This is a genomic window from Arthrobacter sp. P1_B9 (assembly GCF_056406495.1).
Genome location: NZ_JBFUAA010000004.1, coordinates 205,357 through 220,517 on the forward strand (window position 1 = coordinate 205,357; position 15,161 = coordinate 220,517).

At 67.9% G+C, this 15,161-nt stretch carries 15 protein-coding genes; 3 read left to right on the plus strand and 12 right to left on the minus strand.

Annotated features, from left to right (window positions below):
* Window positions 1-20: 20 nt before the first annotated feature.
* The 4 genes from AC1D1A_RS08145 to lysS form a co-directional block, all read right to left on the minus strand.
* Window positions 21-2,513 (minus strand): ATP-dependent Clp protease ATP-binding subunit, encoded by a 2,493-nt coding sequence (locus AC1D1A_RS08145; protein ID WP_028276917.1) that lies wholly within the window; start codon window positions 2,511-2,513, stop codon window positions 21-23.
* Between the two features lie 544 nt (window positions 2,514-3,057).
* Entirely contained in the window at window positions 3,058-3,384 is a 327-nt protein-coding gene (locus tag AC1D1A_RS08150) for a histone-like nucleoid-structuring protein Lsr2 (RefSeq protein WP_028276918.1), read from the minus strand.
* Window positions 3,385-3,536: 152 nt separating this feature from the next.
* The gene (locus AC1D1A_RS08155; protein ID WP_223914693.1) at window positions 3,537-3,707 is read right to left on the minus strand and encodes a hypothetical protein; all 171 of its coding nucleotides are present in this window, start codon (window positions 3,705-3,707) and stop codon (window positions 3,537-3,539) included.
* A gap of 2 nt (window positions 3,708-3,709) precedes the next feature.
* On the minus strand, window positions 3,710-5,242 hold the full coding sequence (gene lysS, locus AC1D1A_RS08160; protein WP_223914694.1) for a lysine--tRNA ligase: 1,533 nt from the start codon (window positions 5,240-5,242) through the stop codon (window positions 3,710-3,712).
* Window positions 5,243-5,342: 100 nt separating this feature from the next.
* Between lysS and AC1D1A_RS08165 the strand changes: the two genes are divergently transcribed.
* The 3 genes from AC1D1A_RS08165 (at window position 5,343) to AC1D1A_RS08175 (ending at window position 7,991) form a co-directional block, all read left to right on the plus strand.
* Window positions 5,343-6,320: an alpha/beta fold hydrolase gene (locus AC1D1A_RS08165; RefSeq protein WP_459383604.1), complete on the plus strand. Its 978-nt coding sequence runs from the start codon at window positions 5,343-5,345 to the stop codon at window positions 6,318-6,320.
* Window positions 6,321-6,376: 56 nt separating this feature from the next.
* Entirely contained in the window at window positions 6,377-7,003 is a 627-nt protein-coding gene (locus AC1D1A_RS08170) for a thymidine kinase (protein ID WP_028276920.1), read from the plus strand.
* A 154-nt stretch (window positions 7,004-7,157) separates the two neighbouring features.
* Complete coding sequence (locus tag AC1D1A_RS08175; protein ID WP_028276921.1) at window positions 7,158-7,991, plus strand: alpha/beta fold hydrolase; 834 nt, start codon at window positions 7,158-7,160, stop codon at window positions 7,989-7,991.
* A 102-nt stretch (window positions 7,992-8,093) separates the two neighbouring features.
* Here AC1D1A_RS08175 and AC1D1A_RS08180 read toward each other — a convergent pair whose 3' ends face one another.
* The 8 genes from AC1D1A_RS08180 to folB form a co-directional block, all read right to left on the minus strand.
* Window positions 8,094-9,602 (minus strand): MDR family MFS transporter, encoded by a 1,509-nt coding sequence (locus tag AC1D1A_RS08180; RefSeq protein ID WP_476947490.1) that lies wholly within the window; start codon window positions 9,600-9,602, stop codon window positions 8,094-8,096.
* Window positions 9,603-9,784: 182 nt separating this feature from the next.
* On the minus strand, window positions 9,785-10,687 hold the full coding sequence (gene panC, locus AC1D1A_RS08185) for a pantoate--beta-alanine ligase (RefSeq protein WP_476947491.1): 903 nt from the start codon (window positions 10,685-10,687) through the stop codon (window positions 9,785-9,787).
* Window position 10,688: 1 nt separating this feature from the next.
* The gene (locus tag AC1D1A_RS08190; protein WP_476947492.1) at window positions 10,689-11,609 is read right to left on the minus strand and encodes a Rossmann-like and DUF2520 domain-containing protein; all 921 of its coding nucleotides are present in this window, start codon (window positions 11,607-11,609) and stop codon (window positions 10,689-10,691) included.
* A complete protein-coding gene (locus AC1D1A_RS08195; RefSeq protein ID WP_476947493.1) occupies window positions 11,602-13,200 on the minus strand; it encodes a PH domain-containing protein in 1,599 nt (532 codons plus the stop codon). Before AC1D1A_RS08195 ends, AC1D1A_RS08190 begins: the two co-directional genes overlap by 8 nt.
* Before the next feature lie 18 nt (window positions 13,201-13,218).
* Window positions 13,219-13,731, minus strand: coding sequence for a PH domain-containing protein (locus tag AC1D1A_RS08200; protein WP_476947494.1), 513 nt, complete (start codon window positions 13,729-13,731; stop codon window positions 13,219-13,221).
* Window positions 13,712-14,236, minus strand: a complete 525-nt coding sequence (locus AC1D1A_RS08205; RefSeq protein WP_223914701.1) for a DUF3180 domain-containing protein — start codon at window positions 14,234-14,236, stop codon at window positions 13,712-13,714. The genes AC1D1A_RS08200 and AC1D1A_RS08205 overlap by 20 nt, the downstream gene beginning before the upstream one ends.
* A complete protein-coding gene (folK, locus tag AC1D1A_RS08210) occupies window positions 14,233-14,802 on the minus strand; it encodes a 2-amino-4-hydroxy-6-hydroxymethyldihydropteridine diphosphokinase (protein ID WP_230007207.1) in 570 nt (189 codons plus the stop codon). Before folK ends, AC1D1A_RS08205 begins: the two co-directional genes overlap by 4 nt.
* On the minus strand, window positions 14,799-15,158 hold the full coding sequence (folB, locus tag AC1D1A_RS08215; RefSeq protein ID WP_230007206.1) for a dihydroneopterin aldolase: 360 nt from the start codon (window positions 15,156-15,158) through the stop codon (window positions 14,799-14,801). The genes folK and folB overlap by 4 nt, the downstream gene beginning before the upstream one ends.
* Window positions 15,159-15,161 lie beyond the last annotated feature (3 nt).

Genomic DNA, 15,161 nt, shown 5'->3' on the forward strand with positions numbered 1-15,161 from the left:
GGGGCCGTTGTTGATGGTGCTTAGACGCTCGGAGCGATCTCCGGGATGCGCGGCTTGGCGTTGCCGGCGAAGGTGAACTTCGCGTCGTCGCCTTCGCCTTCGACGTCCACCACGACGATGTCGCCGGAGTGCAGTTCGCCGAAGAGGATCTTCTCGGAGAGCTGGTCCTCGATCTCGCGCTGGATGGTGCGGCGCAGCGGCCGGGCACCCATGGCGGGGTCGTAGCCGCGGGTCGCCAGGAGCACCTTGGCCGCGGACGTGAGCTCGATGCCCATGTCCTTGTCCTTGAGGCGCTTCTCCAGGCGGGCGACGAACATGTCCACGATCTCGATGATCTCGTCCTGCGTCAGCTGCGGGAAGACCACAACATCGTCAACACGGTTCAGGAACTCGGGGCGGAAGTGCTGCTTGAGCTCTTCCGTGACCCGGGCCCGCATCCGGTTGTAGCCGGTCTGCGTGTCCGTGCCGGACTGGAAGCCGGTGGCAACGCTCTTGGAGATGTCCCGGGTGCCGAGGTTCGTGGTCATGATGATCACGGTGTTCTTGAAGTCCACCACGCGGCCCTGGGAGTCGGTCAGGCGGCCGTCTTCCAGGATCTGCAGGAGCGAGTTGAAGAGATCGGCGTGCGCCTTCTCCACTTCATCGAACAGGACCACGGAGAACGGACGACGGCGGACCTTCTCGGTCAGCTGGCCGCCTTCCTCGTAGCCCACGTAGCCCGGAGGGGCACCGAAGAGCCTCGACACCGTGTGCTTCTCCGAGTACTCGGACATGTCCAGGGTGATCAGGGCGTCTTCCTCGCCGAACAGGAACTCGGCGAGGGCCTTGGCCAGTTCGGTCTTGCCGACGCCGGTGGGGCCGGCGAAGATGAACGAGCCGCCCGGACGCTTGGGGTCCTTGAGGCCTGCACGGGTGCGCCGGATCGCCTGGGACAGGGCCTTGATGGCCTCGTTCTGGCCGACCACGCGCTTGTGGAGCTCGTCTTCCATCTTCAGCAGGCGCGAGGACTCTTCCTCGGTCAGCTTGAAGACCGGGATGCCGGTGGAGTTCGCCAGCACTTCAGCGATGAGGTCTTCATCAACTTCGGAGATGTCGTCCATGCCGCCGGTCTTCCACTGGCGTTCCTTTTCGGCGCGCTCGGCAATGAGCTTCTGCTCCTTGTCGCGCAGCGACGCGGCGCCTTCGAAGTCCTGCGCGTCGATCGCGGATTCCTTCTCCAGCTTCATGGCGGCGATCTTCTCGTCCATGATCTTGAGCTCCGGCGGGGCAGTCATGCGGCGGATGCGGAGCCGCGCACCGGCCTCGTCGATCAGGTCGATTGCCTTGTCCGGCAGGAAGCGGTCCGAGATGTAGCGCTCGGAAAGGGCCGCCGCCGAGGCGAGGGCGCCGTCGGTGATGGTGACGCGGTGGTGTGCCTCATACCGGTCGCGGAGGCCCTTGAGGATCTCGATCGCGTGCGCGACGGAGGGTTCCTTGACCTGGATCGGCTGGAAGCGGCGCTCCAGCGCGGCATCCTTCTCGATGTGCTTGCGGTATTCGTCCAGCGTGGTGGCACCGATGGTCTGGAGTTCGCCGCGGGCCAGCATGGGCTTCAGGATCGAGGCCGCATCGATGGCGCCTTCGGCGGCACCGGCGCCCACCAGGGTGTGGATCTCATCGATGAACAGGATGATGTCGCCGCGGGTGCGGATCTCCTTGAGGACCTTCTTCAGGCGCTCTTCGAAGTCGCCGCGGTAGCGGGAGCCGGCCACGAGGGACCCGAGGTCCAGCGTGTACAGCTGCTTGTCCTTGATGGTCTCCGGGACGTCCCCGCGGACGATCGCCTGGGCCAGGCCCTCGACGACGGCGGTCTTGCCGACGCCGGGCTCACCGATCAGCACGGGGTTGTTCTTGGTGCGGCGGGAAAGGACCTGCATGACGCGTTCCATTTCCTGCTCGCGGCCGATCACGGGGTCCAGTTTGTTCTCGCGCGCCGCCTGGGTCAGGTTGCGGCCGAACTGGTCCAGGACAACGGACCCGGCCGGGGTCCCCTCAGCCTGCCCGGGGCCGACACCGGCGCCCGTGGCTTCCTTGCCCTGGTAACCCGAGAGCAGCTGGATGACCTGCGAGCGGACCCGGTTCAGGTCTGCGCCGAGCTTGACGAGCACCTGGGCGGCAACGCCTTCGCCCTCCCGGATAAGGCCGAGGAGGATGTGCTCGGTACCAATGTAGTTATGGCCCAGCTGCAGCGCCTCGCGCAGCGAGAGCTCCAGGACCTTCTTGGCGCGGGGGGTAAAGGGGATGTGGCCGGAGGGCGCCTGCTGGCCCTGGCCGATGATCTCCTGGACCTGCTCGCGGACACCGTCGAGCGAAATGCTCAAGGATTCAAGGGCTTTGGCGGCAACACCTTCACCCTCATGGATCAGACCCAAGAGGATGTGTTCGGTACCAATGTAATTGTGGTTCAGCATGCGTGCCTCTTCTTGGGCAAGCACAACTACGCGACGGGCACGGTCCGTAAATCGCTCAAACATTTCGCCACACTCCTAGCTACGACGTACTTTGATGCTACGTGGCCGGGTTCCAGATTTGGGGCTTGTTCGCCACAGGGGAAACCGGAGGGTTGCGCAACCGCGCCAGGACCGGGTCCCGGACAAGGGGCAAGAACCGCCCGGAACCCCACCGGACGGGCGCAACCGGCCGCTAAGCGGGCCAGCCGGGTGGACGGGCGCACCGCCGGAAGGGCGCCGTCGGCATGGCAAAGGTGCCCGAATTGACGAAGATGGCCGCTAAGCCTGGCCCCATAGCGGCCACCGTCGGCAAATGGTTCACTTCGTGCGGGACATATGCCTGGAAATGCTGCAGGGGAGGAACATGGGCGGCGGAGCCTGTTCATCGCCGGACGGGCGGGCCGATCTGCCGGACGGGCGCACCGACGCCGGCATGGCAATGCCCCCGTCAGATAACGGGGGCATTGGCATTTGACAGACGCTCGATTACGACGGCATGAAACGTGATTGCGGCTTGATACTGCGCCCACATGCCGGGCCCGGCACTGCGGCCTGACGCCGGGCCCTGCTAGGAATTAGCCTTTTGGTAGGCTTCCTGAATTTCAGCCTGGATGCGTCCGCGGCTGTTTACCGCATAGCCGTTGTCCCGTGCCCACTGGCGGATCTGGGCAGAGTCCTGATTCCGTCCGCTGGAAATTTTCGTGCGCGTGGCGCGTCCGCTTGACGTTTTGCGCGCGTGCGTCACAAATCGGTCCACCGCGGAGCGCAGTTCTGATGCATTGCTTGACGACAGGTCAATTTCGTAGCTGACGCCGTCAAGGCCAAACCGGACAGTTTCGTCCGCGGATCCCCCATCCAGATCATCAACGAGGATGATTTTTACTTTCTGTGCCATAAAGGACTCTCTTTCCAAAGATCGAGCGTTTAGAAAAGCAGGATGTATCTGGAATAAGTATCCTCCGCGTTACAGCAGGGAGTCAAAGCGCAAAACTCTGTCCAAAGGAAAACCTAAGGCGGCAATAGGGAACTATTACTTCTTTCGGGTAATTAGCTTCCCAGGGTCCCGGATTCCGGTCCTTTGGCCCTAGTTTCGGCCTCGGCATGGGCGCGGGCTTCTGCCTGCCGCTCTGATTTGTCGGCATTGAATATGGATTTCATGGCAAACCAGAAAAGCAGGCCCACCACGATGGGGGGCAGCAATACGGCGATATAGTCCATGCTCAGTGTCCTTCGGGCTTCAACAGGGGGAAGAGGATCGTTTCGCGGATGCCGGCTCCGGTGAAGAGCATCACGAGCCGGTCGATGCCGAGGCCGATCCCGCCCATGGGCGGCGCGCCATACTCGAGCGCACGGAGGAAGTCTTCGTCCAGCTGCATTGCCTCCACGTCACCCGCGGCGGAACGGCGGGACTGTTCGGTGAGGCGTTCGCGCTGGATGACCGGGTCGATCAGTTCGGAGAACGCCGTGCCCCGCTCCATGCCGCCGATGATGAGGTCCCAGGCCTCGATCAGGCGGCCGTCTTCGCGGTGCTGGCGGGCCAGCGGCTGCGCGGACGGCGGATAGTCGTAGACGAACGTGGGGTTGAGCAACGTCGGCTCCACCAGTTCACCGAAGAGTTCGACGACGAGCTTCTCGGCTTCCCAGGCGGCGTCGACCTTGACCTCGTGCTTGGCAGCCAGCTCCAGCAGCTCGGCAACCGGGGTGTCGGGGGTTACTTCCTGGCCCACGAAGTCGGACAGTCCCGGGTAGACCGCCAGCCAGGTCCATTCGCCGTCGAGGTTGATCTCCCCGGCTTCGGTCTGCAGCACGCGGCCCACACCGGCGGCGTCGGCGGCGTCCAGGATGATCTCCTTGATCCGGTCCGCCATGACGAACTGGTCCGCCCACGCCTCGTAGGACTCCAGGGTGGTGAACTCGGGGCTGTGCGTGGAGTCCACGCCCTCGTTGCGGAAGACCCGGCCCATGTCGTAGACGCGGTCGATCCCGCCGACCACCGTGCGCTTGAGGTAGAGCTCGGTAGCGATGCGCAGCGTCATCTTCTGGTCGAAGGCGTTCATATGCGTCTCGAAGGGACGGGCCGTGGCGCCGCCGTGAACCAGCTGCAGCATGGGGGTTTCCACCTCAACGTAGCCCTGGCGGTGCAGGGTTTCGCGGATGGAGCGGGTGATCGCGGCGCGGGTGTACACCATCTCGCGGGCTTCGTCTCGGACAATGAGGTCCACGTAGCGCTGGCGGACACGCGTTTCTTCGTTCAGCCCGGCGTGCAGCACGGGCAGCGGGCGCAGCGCCTTCGAGGCCATGGTCCAGGAATCCGCCATGACGGAGAGTTCGCCGCGGCGTGAGGAAATGACCTCGCCCTTGATGAAGACGTGATCGCCGAGGTCCACGAGAGACTTCCACTCCGCGAGCGCCTCCTCACCGATGTTGGCCAGGCTCAGCATGACCTGCAGCCGCACGGCCTTCCCGTCCAGGCCGCCCTCCTGGAGGGTGGCGAAGCAGAGTTTGCCCGTGTTGCGGATGAAGACGATGCGGCCGGTCACGCCAACGGCGTCGCCAGTTGTTTCATCGGCCTGCAGGTAGGCGTATTTCTCCCGGATTTCCGTGAGCGAGTGCGTGCGTTCGACACCCACCGGATATGCCTCGACGCCGCGTTCGATCAGCTTCGCGCGCTTCTCCATGCGGATGCGGGTCTGTTCGCTGGCATCATGCGGCTCGGCGGCGTTGTTCGGGGTGGGGGTGTTTTGGGAAGTCACAATCCCCAAGTTTACCGTCGATTTGCGTCCGGGAAGGTCCCGGCCCGGTTCTGCCCGGGCGGCAGCCAGGCGGACGGGGTGCGGGAATAGACTCGAAGTTGTGGAGACATGGACAGTGAGGACCGACGACGGCAAGGGACACCTTGAGCTGCACACCATCCGCCCGGCGGGGCACGCACCGGGCAGAACAGCCGCGTCCGACGCCGCCGTGGCGTCCCGCGGCGAAGGATCCGGCGTCGTCGTCGTGCACGGGACCCTGATCACCGATGCGCTCTACCGGTCCTTTGCCCGAAAACTTTGCCGGCTGCTGGACCAGCCGGTGCACTGCTACAACCGCCGCGGACGCGCAGGTTCCTCGCACCAGCCAGCCGACTATTCCGCCGCCACCGAGGTGGCCGACCTGGCAACCGTGCTCCGCGAGACCGGCGCCAGCGACGTCGTGGCCCACAGCTATGGCGGGTTCGTGGCCCTCGAGGCCGCCCGGCGCCTGCCGATCCGCAGGATGGTGACTTACGACGCCGCCGTGAGCCTCTCCGGGAACCTCACCCAGCGCTGGCGGCCCGAACTGGAAAGGTCCGTGGCTGCCGGCGAACTCGACCACGCCTGGGCGCATTTGGTGCAAGGCCTGGAGACGGCCGGCCCGGTGTCCATGCTGCCCTTGGGCGCGCTGCGCATGCTCAGCATCCTCTCGGCCCGGACCAGGCTCGGCGCCGAAATGCGGCAACTGCTGCCCACGGCCGTCGCCGAGATGCGCGCGGTACTGGATGCCGACGCCGAACTCGAGGATTTTGCCGCCATCACCACCCCCACCCTCATGCTCAGCGGCGGCTGGAGCCCCGGCTACTTCGCCGACACGAGCCACCAGCTTGCCGACGCCGTCCCCGCGGTCAGCTTCGCCGTGGTCCCAGGGCAGCTCCACGAAGGCCCCATCCGGCCGGGAAGCCGGCTGGCCCTCCGCACGGCCCGGTTCCTCCACGGCGGGCCCGGGGCAGCGACCCCGCCGCCCGTCAGCCTGGCCGGCAGCCTTGCAGCCGCGGGCGTGCCGGCCCGGTGGCGGCGCAGTGGGCCCGGCCGCTGAGGGCTGCGACGCGACCGACCGCTAGAATCGGGGGCGACCCTTTCGAAAGGACCCCCTTGGCCAAGCTCTACTTCCGCTACGGCGCCATGAACTCCGGCAAATCTACGGGGCTTCTGCAGGCGGCCTTCAACTATGAGGAACGCGGCCAGCGGGTCCTGCTGGCCAAGCCGGACGTGGACACCAAGGGCGACTCCGACGTCGTGTCCCGCCTGGGCATGACCCGTTCGGTGGACTTCCTGATCCCCGCCGGCGCGTCGGCCCGCGACCTGTTCACCGCCCAGGCCCACGGCGACGATCCCGACGCCCTGCTGCAGCACGTGGACACCCCGCCGGTGGCCTGCCTGCTGGTGGACGAGGCCCAGTTCCTGGAACCGGAGCAGGTGGACGACCTCTTCCGCATCGCGGTCCTGGACAACGTCCCCGTCCTCGCCTACGGCATCCGCACCGACTTCCGGACCCGCGCGTTCCCCGGTTCCCTGCGCCTGCTGGAGATCGCGCACACCCTCGAAGAGCTCAAGACCATCTGCCGCTGCGGACGGAAGGCCATCTTCAACACGCGCCGGATCGGGGACCACGTGGTGTTCGACGGGAACCAGGTTGCGATCGATGGCCAGGACGTCTGGTACGAGTCGCTCTGCGGCGCCTGCTACCTCGAGGTCTCCGGCGGCCGGCTGGGCAACTAGCGCCGGCGCGATCATGCAGCGCCACTGCGACGGGACCACAACTGAACTGCGGTCATACTGGACTGCGGTCATAGTGGACTGCGCCCTACTTGACTGGCGCCATAGTGCACCGCGGCTTACTGCACTGGGGCGTGGCCTCGGCTAGGCTCGGAGCATGACCCGCGAGAACATCAGAACCCCCAACGGCGGAACGATCGAGCTTTTGAGCACGGGCGCCGAGCTCGCCTCGGCGGGTTCGGGCATCGTCGTCGTGCCGGCCTCGATGGTGACGGCCGCCGACTACACCCGTTTCGCGCAGAAACTCAGCGCGTCACTGGGGCGGCCGGTGCACACCTTCAACCGTCGCGGCCGCGGCTCGTCCTCCCCGCAGCCTGAGGATTACACCCTCGACGTGGACATCCACGACCTCGACGCCGTCATGAAGCACACCGCCAGCACGGACGTCTTCGGCCACAGCTTCGGCGGGGCAGTGGCCCTGCACGCGGCCCGCACCCTGCCGGTGGAACGGCTGGCCGTGTACGACCCCGCCGTGTCCGTCAACCACAGCGTCACGGCGGACTGGACGCCCGAATACGAGCGGGCGACCGCAGCCGGCGACGACGACCGCGCCCTCGCCGTCCTGCTCAAGGGCCTGGAGACCGGCAGCGCCCTGTCCCGGATGCCGCTGTCCATGCTGACGCTGGCGAACAAGCTTTCGGCTGGCACCCCGATCGGCAAGCAGCTGCGCGACCTCATGCAGACCGGCGTCCGCGAGATCAAGGCGATCATCGCCGCGGACATGCCGGCCGAACCCTTCCTGGAACTGCCGCTGGAAACGCTGATCATCGTGGGCGAGAAGAGCCCGGCCTATTTCGGGGTGGCCTGCGCCCAGATCCACGATGTCCTCTCCGGCTCCAGCTACACAATCCTGCCCGGCATGGGACATGACGGTGTCAACAAGGCGCCGGACAAGCTGATCGCCGAGCTCAGCGCGTTTTACGCAGGCTGACCCGCAACACGCAACGCCCTACAAGCAACGCGGGGTCACGTAGCGCCCATTCCGGAGGTCCAGACCGGCGCTAAGTGACCCCGCGTTGTTTGTTAATTGCAGCTAGTGGGCGGCCGGGTGTGCCGCGCCTTCGGTTTTGCGCATCATGGTGGACAGCACGACGGCGGCGATGGCTATGACGGCCGCCGTCAGGAAGGCAGCATGCATGCCGGCGACCATGCCCGAGGCAACGGCCACGAAAGCGTAGATCGAGACCAGCAGCGCCGTGCCGGCGGCACCGGCCACCTGCTGCAGTGTGCTCATGATGGCCGAGCCGTGGGAGTACAGGTGCGGCGGCAGCGGGTTCAGCCCGGTCGTGAAGGCGGGGGTGAACAGCAGCGCCAGGCCCAGGCTCAGTGCCACGTGCAGGGCGATGATCCACCCCAGCGGCGACGTGGCGTCCAGCATGGAGAACTGCCAGAGGGACAGCACCATCATGATCGAGCCCGTCACTGTCAGTGGGAGGGGCCCGACCCTGTCGAATACGCGGCCGATGAAGGGCCCCAGCAGGCCCATGGCGAGGCCGCCGGGCAGCAGCACCAGGCCGGTCTCGAGGGACGTCAGGCCGCGGATCTCCTGCAGGTACAACGGCAGCAGGATCACCGCGCCGAAGAGCGCGATCATGGCCACGACCAGCAGCAGCACCGATACGGTGAACATCCGGAAGGTGAAGGCGCGCAGGTCCAGCAGGGGGCCGCCGGTCTTCTGCAGCTTCAGCTGGCGCAGAACGAACGCTGCCAGGGCCAGCACGCCAACGGCCAGTGCCACCACGGCGGGGGTGCGGGAGCCGGCCTGGCCGCCGCCGATCTGGCTCAAGCCGTACACCAGGCCGCCGAAGGCGGGGACCGTGAGCACCACGGAGAGGGCATCGAGCCTGGTTTTCTCGGTCTCACCGATGTTGGTCAGGTACCTGGCCCCGATGGCCAGCGCGGCTAGGGCGATCGGCAGCACGAAGACGAACATGAACCGCCAGGAAAAATGCTGGAGGATCAGGCCGGAAACTGTCGGGCCGAGTGCCGGCGCAACCGAAATGGCGATGCTGACGTTGCCCATGACAGCGCCGCGGCGCTCCAGCGGCACGAGCGTGAGGATGGTGGTCATCAGGAGCGGCAGCATGATGGCGGTGCCGCCGGCCTGGACGATGCGGGCCAGCAGCAGGACTTCGAAGCCCGGCGCGAGGGCGGCCAGCAGGGTGCCGCCGGAGAACAGTCCCATGGCCAGCATGAACACGGCACGGGTGGTCAGCCGCTGCAGGATGAATCCGGTGGTGGGGATCACGACGGCCATGGTGAGCATGAAACCGGTGGACAGCCATTGCACGGTGGGCGCATCGATGTTCAGGTCCACCATCAGCCGTTGCAGGGCCACGTTCATGATGGTCTCGTTGAGGATCACGACGAAGGTGGCCACCAGCAGCGTGGCGATGATGGCCACGGACTCCCGGGGCATCTTTGCCGGCGCAGTGGGCGCGCTGGATGCGGCCGGCGCGGCCGGGGTGGCCGATCCGGCGACGGCGGGGGCACCGCCCGGTGCGGGATCGCCAGAGGCGTTGGAAGAGACGTCTGTTGACATGGGAATTCCCTCAGGGAGTTTGGTGTGGGTCCGGCGAGCGTCGGCGCTGCTGCAGGTTCCAACAGTCTAGGGCCCGGGGGCATTCCCGTCACCGCGAAAGCAACGCGGGGTCAGTTACGGCCCATGACGGGCGGCGGCATGGGCCGTATCTGGCCCCGCGTTGCTTTGTGGTGGGGCTGGGGCTAGGAATTCAGGGGCACGTTGTCGATGAGGCGGACGGGGCCGACCGTGGCGGCGATAATCGCCAGCCCCTCGCCGCGGAACGGGGTGTCCCGGCAGTTCTCCGCGAGGGGCTCGAGGGTGCGCGGATCCACTACCTCGAAATAGTCCAGCTCCACGAGCGGCTGGGACCGGACGAGGGTCTGCGCCGATTCGATGTCCAGCGGCTCATGGGCGTTGGCGCGCTCCTCGATGAGCCGCAGTGCGCGGGAGAGCACCAGGGCCGCCTCGCGCTGGTCTTCGGAGAGGAAGCGGTTGCGGCTGGACAGCGCCAAGCCGTCGGCCGAGCGCACAATGGGCACCGGCACGATCTCCACGGGAAAATTCAGGTCAGCCACCATGCGCTGGACCAGGGCCAGCTGCTGCGCGTCCTTCTGGCCGAAATAGGCGCGGTACGCGGGCTGGCCGCCACCGGGCACGCCGGCCCCAGGGATGCCGTAGTGGAGCAGTTTCGCGACGACGGTCAGCGCGCCGTCGAAGTGCCCTGGCCGGGACGCGCCTTCCCATTTTTCGCCCAGGGGTCCCGCCGTGATCCGCACGAGGGGTGCCCCGCCGGGGTAGACCTCCTCAACACCCGGCGCGAACGCCAGGTCCACCCCTTCGGCGTCGAGCAGCGCGAGGTCGGCGTCGAGCGTCCGGGGGTAGCGTTCGAGGTCCGCGGCCTCGCCAAACTGAAGCGGGTTGACGAAGATGGTGGCCGCCACGACGTCGTTCTGGGCGACGGCCGTCCGGGCCAGCTGGGCATGTCCCTCGTGCAGGGCGCCCATGGTGGGCACGAGGCCCTGGGACGTGCCGCCTTTCTGTGCCAGCAGCCGGGCGCTTGCGGCGCGGAGCTGGGCAGCAGTGGTGACGAGTTGGATTGCCATGTCAGGGTCCTTCCGGGGCGGGCGTCCCGTTCTGGCCGGGGCCGCCGAGCGCCTGTTCGATGCCGTCGAGTTGTTCCGGCTTCAGCAGTCCGCGGCTTCCTGCCCGGCGGGCTGTCGCCCGGGCCATGGCCAGGTACGCCTCAAGAATATCGCCGGCGGCGCCGCCGTCGTACTCGCGGAGGGCGCCGGCGTGCGCGGCCACCGTGCCGGTGTCGCCGCGGGCCACGGGCCCGGTCAGGGCCGTTTCGCCGGAGGCGAGGGCGTTCTCGAGGGTGGCGCGCAGCAGCGGGCCCAGCATCCGGTCCGGGGCCTCGACGCCGACGTCGCGGAGCAGCTGCGAGGCCTGCGCCACGAGCGTGACCAGGTGGTTGGAGCCGTGCGCGAGGGCAGCGTGGTAGAGGACGCGGTCGGCCTCGGCGATCACGACGGGCTCGGCGCCCATTTCGACGACGAGTGCCTGGGCGATCGGCAGCATCGCGGCGTCGGCCGTGACGCCGAAGGTGCAGTCCAGGAGCCTGGTGAGGTCCAGGCTCATGCCCGTGAACGTCATGGCCGGGTGCAGCGCGAGCGGCACGGCACCGGCGGCGCGGACCGGATGCAGGATCCCGACGCCGAAGCGCCCGGAGGTGTGCGCCACGAGCTGGCCTGGCTGCCAGGCGCCGAGCTTGGCCAATCCGTTCACCAGCGGGCCCAGGGCATCGTCCGGGACGGCGAGCAGGACCAGTTCGGCCCGCTCCACGATGTCCTGCACGTCCAGGATCGGGACGCCGGGCAGGAGCGTTTCGACGCGTTCTTTGCTGGCGTCCGAAACGGCGGACGCCCCGATGACGGCGTGCTCGGCTCCGCGCAGCGCCGCCCCCAGGACGGCGCCGGCCTTCCCCGCGCCAATAATTCCGACGCCGAGGCGTCCTGGTTTAGCCATGATGCGGGCCTTCCTGGTGGCCTTCTGCGGGTGGTGCGGCCGGCTGGGCCGCCGGCTCCAGCCAGTGTTCGCTCTTCTGGTGCTTGCGCGCGGCACGGGCACGGGCCGACTGGGCATCGAACAGGGCCCGGGCTTCGTCGAGGCCGGCCTGGATGAGCCGCGGGGCCACCGGACCCGCCGTGGTGTGCAGGACCAGGTCGGCCACCCGGAACCGCCGGGCGAGCGGGCCCTGCTGGAGCGCCATGGACTGGGTGCGCTGGTGCGGCACCACCACGAAGTTCCGCCACCAGCGGCCCGACCTCAGGAGCAGGGCGGTCTCCGTTGCCGCGAAGCCGTTGCGGCGCCAGCCCAGCGGCGCCAGGAACCGGGCCCGGCGCGGGCTGGTGACGAAGCCGCCGTCGGCGGCCTTCCCTGCTGGGCTGCCCGGGGTCCCGGCAGGGTCCGCGAGGCCGGTGATCCCCGCGGTGAACAGCCCCACCGGGTCCTGGGTCCCGGGATCCGGGAGCACCAGGGAGAGGATGTCCATGACGTCGCCAAGATATCCCACCGGAAGCAGCGTTGTCCGGGCCGATCCTTCGCCGGCGCTGCCGGCCAGGCCGTAGCCGGCCACGTTGACCTGGATCCGGTACCAGCCGAACATCCGCCACAGCGGCGGCTGGCTGACCTTCAGCGCCTGGATCCTGCCCGGCGGAACGGTCTGCGCCTGCGTGTCCAGCAGGCCGTAGCGCAGCCGGATGCCGTCCGGGGAAATGGCGGCGGTGAAGTTGTAGCCCTTGTTGAACGAGGACCAGTAGGAGGCGATGAGCCCGATTGCGGCTGGGATCAGGAAGACCGTGAAGTTCCGGTTTTCCGTGACGGCGGAGAGCATCACCGAGGCAATGCCGCCAGCCAGGATCACGACACTTTGTTCGCTCAGGAGCAGCGAGCCCACCAGGCGCGGCGGCGGCACGGTGAGCACGGCCTGTTCGGGGGCTTCCACGGCGGCGGCCGCCGGCTCTCCGGACTCCGGGTCTCCCGGCTCCCGCGCCGGCGTCCCGCCCGCGGCACCGGAGGCTCGGGCCAGGATTGTCGCGCGGAGCTGCCGGGCCTCGTCCGCGCGCAGGTACGCCAGGCGCACCGCGGACTGGCCGGCGTCGGCGACTTCGAACCGCAATTCAGCCAGTCCGAAGATCCGTGCCAGCAGGGGTTGCACGACGTCGATCGCCTGCACCCGGTCCAGCCTGGCCTGCCGCTGCTGCTTGAACAGGAAACCGGTGTTGACGCGCACGTAGCCGCCGGCCACCTGGTAGCGGGTGAAGTACCAGCTCAGGACGTAGCCGAGAACGGTCAGCAGAATCAGGGCGCCGCCGCCGAGCAGCAGCCAGGGCGCCCGTCCGGCCAGCCGCTCGTCGAAGAGCGGGCCGCCCTGCAGGAACCGTTCGAAACTGTCGCGTCCAAAAAAGAACAGCAGTGCAGCCAGCGCCACCCAGCCGCGGACAAAGGGCGACGCGGGGTGCACGCGCAGCCAGCCGGCGTCGGCAGTTCCTTCGATACCGGAGCCGACGGCGGTTCCGTCGGCGGCGCGCCCGGCATCCTCCGGTGTCAGCGCCATCCCGTCACGGCCTTCCCGTCACAGCCCGGCCAGCCGGGCTTCGCCGCGGGCGGACAGTTGTTCGCGGAGCCGGGCGCCTTCGCTCGCGGGCAGCCCGGGAATCTCGGCGCTGGTCGCGGCGGCCGCGGTGTGCAGTTTCAGTGTGCACAGGCCCAGCTGGCGTTCGACCGGGCCCACCGCGATGTCGACGTACTGCATCCGCCCGTAAGGAACCACGAGCGTGCGCTGGAAGAAAATGCCGCGCCGGATCAGGAGGTCATCATCACGCTCGGCGTAGCCGATCGAGCGCACCTGCCGGGGAATCAGCGCGAGCCGCCACAGGGCCAGCAGCAGCGCGACAGCGGGCAGGGCGACGGCCAGCCAGACAGGCAGCCAGGTCCACCCGCCGGTCAGCACCAGGATTAGGGGAAGCGACAGCAGGGCCATCGCGACCAGGGTTCCCAGCGCCCATCCCGCGAGGCGCACCGTGACGTACTTCGGGGAGACCCGGAGCCAGTCGATGCCCGGAGGATCAATCGCTTCGGTAGGCATATTCGCCTTCCGCCGAGGGCTTGCTGCGCTTTCCCTGCACGCCGGGCCGGGATTCGGCGTCGCCGTCCTCGGGGGGAATCCGGCAGAACCGCTCGACGACGAGCCCGACGATCACCATGATCAGTCCGCCGCCAGCCATGGCCAGGGCCTGCCAGGTGATCTCCTGGTTGCTGCGCAGGTTCCACAGCCGCAGTTGCTCCACCACGATTCCCGCGTGCCAGCCCAGCAGGACCGACCCGGTGTAGGCGCAGGCCTGCGCGAGGACCAGGGTCCAGGCAGCCAGGATGGGGTTGAGGATTTTCTTCTTCTTGCCGTTGCGCCACCGGAGCACGCGGATGCCCAGCACCAGCGTGAGGGCCACGATCACGCCCATGGTCACCAGGCCCGTCAGCGGCAGCACCGGGGTGGCCAGGCCGTAGCGGCCGGAGAGCATGGTGGCGAACCAGCCGGCCACGGCCAGGACCACGCAGATGGCCAGCAGGAGCAGGGGGCTGGTCAGCTTCACGGCCGCTCCGCCGCACCGGGCACGCCGGTGATCTCCGTGGCAGTGACTTCCGCTGCGGCGGGGTTCTGGAAGCCGTCAAAGGTGGCAAGGCCGGCGAAATCGGCGGCTTTCGACGCGAGGTCGCCCACGCGTTCGCCGTTGAGCTCCGCAGCGGGATCGATCAGCGACCACGGATAGAGCACGAACGCCCGTTCCGCGGCCCGGGGATGAGGCAGGGTGAGCTCGGGATCGGAGCTGACCACATCCCCGTACGTGATGATGTCCACGTCCAGGGTCCGCGGCCCCCACCGGACCTCGCGCACGCGCAAATGCTTCTGCTCCACGTCGTGGCAGTGCTCGAGCAGCCCGCGCGGCGGCAGCGACGTCTCGACGGCAATCACCATGTTCAGGAAGTCGGGCTGGTCCGGCGGGCCTCCCACGGCCTTGGTCTGGACGATCGGCGAGATGGCCAGCAGGCGCACCTCCGGCGGGTCGACGAGGTCTGCGACGGCGGCGGACAGGGTGTCGCTGCGCTCCCCCAGGTTGCTGCCGAGCGCGATCACGGCACGGGTGTAGAGCGGGCTCACGTCCGCCTCCGGTGCACGCTGACGGCGACGTCGCCAAAGTCGACTTCGATCGGGGCCTTGGGCTTGTGCACGGTGACGTCCACGGCGTCGACGGCGAATTTCTGCAGGATGTCCTCGGCAATCCGCACCGCGAGGGCCTCGATCAGGTTCAGCGGCTCACCCGTGATCCAGTCCCGGATGCAGTTGGCCACCTCGCCGTAATGCGCGGTGTCCAGGACGTCGTCGGAAGCGGCCGCTTTGCTGAAGTCCAGGTGCAGCACCGCGTCGACGACGAAGGGCTGCCCGTCGCGGCGCTCAAAATCGAACACACCGTGATGGCCGACGGCGGTGACGCCGCTCAGCGTGATCTGATCCATGGT

Excerpts from the sequence above, each read along its gene's own strand:
- AC1D1A_RS08145 (WP_028276917.1), bottom strand. The coding sequence starts at position 2,513 with ATGTTTGAGCGATTTACGGACCGTGCCCGTCGCGTAGTTGTGCTTGCC.
- AC1D1A_RS08150 (WP_028276918.1), bottom strand. The coding sequence starts at position 3,384 with ATGGCACAGAAAGTAAAAATCATCCTCGTTGATGATCTGGATGGGGGA.
- AC1D1A_RS08155 (WP_223914693.1), bottom strand. The coding sequence starts at position 3,707 with ATGGACTATATCGCCGTATTGCTGCCCCCCATCGTGGTGGGCCTGCTT.
- AC1D1A_RS08175 (WP_028276921.1), top strand. The coding sequence starts at position 7,158 with ATGACCCGCGAGAACATCAGAACCCCCAACGGCGGAACGATCGAGCTT.
- AC1D1A_RS08180 (WP_476947490.1), bottom strand. The coding sequence starts at position 9,602 with ATGTCAACAGACGTCTCTTCCAACGCCTCTGGCGATCCCGCACCGGGC.
- panC (WP_476947491.1), bottom strand. The coding sequence starts at position 10,687 with ATGGCAATCCAACTCGTCACCACTGCTGCCCAGCTCCGCGCCGCAAGC.
- AC1D1A_RS08190 (WP_476947492.1), bottom strand. The coding sequence starts at position 11,609 with ATGGCTAAACCAGGACGCCTCGGCGTCGGAATTATTGGCGCGGGGAAG.
- AC1D1A_RS08195 (WP_476947493.1), bottom strand. The coding sequence starts at position 13,200 with ATGGCGCTGACACCGGAGGATGCCGGGCGCGCCGCCGACGGAACCGCC.
- AC1D1A_RS08200 (WP_476947494.1), bottom strand. The coding sequence starts at position 13,731 with ATGCCTACCGAAGCGATTGATCCTCCGGGCATCGACTGGCTCCGGGTC.
- folB (WP_230007206.1), bottom strand. The coding sequence starts at position 15,158 with ATGGATCAGATCACGCTGAGCGGCGTCACCGCCGTCGGCCATCACGGT.